Source organism: Luteibacter sp. P4_E6, assembly GCF_056401535.1.
Genome location: NZ_JBFUJE010000638.1, coordinates 1 through 2,036, shown reverse-complemented (window position 1 = coordinate 2,036; position 2,036 = coordinate 1). Strand labels below are relative to the sequence as shown.

Annotated in this window: 2 protein-coding genes and 1 pseudogene; all 3 read left to right on the top strand. The window is 59.9% G+C overall.

Annotated features, from left to right (window positions below; genetic code table 11):
- The coding region (locus AC1DT2_RS21785) for a pilin (protein WP_477298688.1) at window positions 1–109 on the top strand (109 nt) is incomplete at its 5' end.
- A 301-nt stretch (window positions 110–410) separates the two neighbouring features.
- Window positions 411–860 (top strand): pilin, encoded by a 450-nt coding sequence (locus AC1DT2_RS21780; RefSeq protein ID WP_477298687.1) that lies wholly within the window; start codon window positions 411–413, stop codon window positions 858–860.
- 61 nt (window positions 861–921) lie between these two features.
- Window positions 922–2,036: pseudogene (locus AC1DT2_RS21775) on the top strand (tetratricopeptide repeat protein); the annotation flags it as partial.

The window sequence follows — 2,036 nt, the reverse complement described above, 5'->3', positions numbered from 1 at the left end:
CCCCAATACGGTCAGCCTTTCCCCGATCGACAATACCGGCAGCATCGGGTGGGTCTGCAAGTCCACCCTGGACAATCGCTACCTGCCCACCACGTGCCGCACGAACTGACGTTTCGCGTCACATCCTGACCTTAAGCGTCACTACTAAATCTACTGCAATCCACTGAATCCGCGAAATTTTCCTGTTGATCCGCAAGCGTGACAGGATGCACAATCCCGGCACCGGCAAGTATGAGGAAATATGCCGGTCGCGGGAGTCGTGGCATGTTCAATGCAGGCTTTGCGGCGAGCTTCCTGGTCGTTCCTGACCAAAGCAAGTGAGGGAGCGCTCTCCAACCTTAGGGCGGAGGGAGCTAGGGCTCAGGGGGCGTCACTTAATTTCGGTTAGTCAACAGTAACGAGGAAACTCCATGAAGAACGTCCAGAAGGGCTTCACGCTCATCGAACTGATGATCGTGGTCGCCATCATCGCGATCCTGGCTGCCATCGCCATCCCGCAGTACCAGAACTACCTGATCCGCACCCAGGTGTCGGAAGGCATGAACCTCGCTGACGGCGCCAAGACGGCCGTTGCTGAGTTCTACAACAACACCGGCCGTTGGCCGAGCACGCAGAAGTCCGCCGGCCTGCCCAGTRCTGGCTCCATTTCGGGCAAGTACGTGACGGGCGTCGATGCAGGCGTGACCACCCCGGGCAAGATCATCGCTACCTTTGGCGGCGCAGACGTCAACAGCAAGATCGCCACCAAGAAGATCGTCCTCTCGGCGACCGACAATGGCGGCTCGATCAGCTGGAACTGCAAGTCGAGCGCTGGCACGGACGTGCCTGATGCTTACCTGCCGACCTCCTGCCGTACCTGATACGCTTCACGCTTTACGAGAAGGGGCCGTTTCACGGCCCCTTTTTTTTTGGATGAATCACGTGCGCACCGACCGCCCCCTCGCCCTCCTGATCGTCGGGATTCTCGCATCCCTGGTCGTCACGCTCTTTGTTTACTCGAAGGGCCTCAAGGGCGACTTTCTCTTCGACGATTTTGCCAACCTTCCCGCGCTCGGCGCACAAGGTCCGATCGACAGCTGGACTGCGTTCGTTCGCTATATCACTTCGGGCACCGCCGACCCGACCGGGCGACCTCTCGCGTTGGCTTCGTTCCTCTGGGATGCGCGAGACTGGCCAGCTTCGCCAGCTCCTTTCAAACGCACCAACCTCCTGATCCATCTTGCTAACGGCCTGCTATTGAGTAGCCTGTTGTGGCGACTGGGAGGCGCTCTCGCACTCGGGCGTCGCGAGCAAGCCATGAGCGCCTGGTTTGGCTGCACGCTCTGGTTGCTGCACCCCATTTTCACCTCGACCGTCCTCTATGTAATTCAACGCGAAGCCATGTTACCGGCGACGTTTGCGATGCTCGGCATGCATGCGTGGCTGACTGGCCGGCAACGATTTGCACGAAGAACCGGCGGGCGAATCTGGATCGTCGCCGGTATAAACCTCTTCACCGTCCTAGCCCTCCTTTCGAAAGCGAACGGCGCGCTAGTACCCCTACTAATCCTCGTCGTCGAGTCCTGCCTGCCGCCTCTGACGGCCAATGCACGAGTTTACCGGCGCTGGCTCCTGTCCACGTGCGCACCTTGGGCCCTCGCTGTCGCGCTAGGGCTCATTTGGTTTGCCTACCGAGGCATCGATAACGCGTCGCCGTCGTACCGCGGCTGGTCCGTAGGGCAGCGCCTTCTTACCGAACCGACGATCCTGTGGACCTACCTCGGACAGCTGTTTCTGGTGGTCCGGATTGCCGGGAGCGTGTTCCACGACCAATTCCCCGCCGCGATCTCGCTATTCGATCCCCTATGGACTCTGCCAGCGATGGCGGCCCTGGGCATCGTGATTTTCCTGGCTTGGCGCTATCGCCGACGCTATCCTGCGGCTGCCGCGGCGGTGCTCTTTTTCTTTGCAGCTCATCTGGTTGAATCAACGTCCATTCCGCTGGAGCTCTATTTCGAGCATCGCAACTACCTGCCGGCGGCCCTAATGTTCTGGCC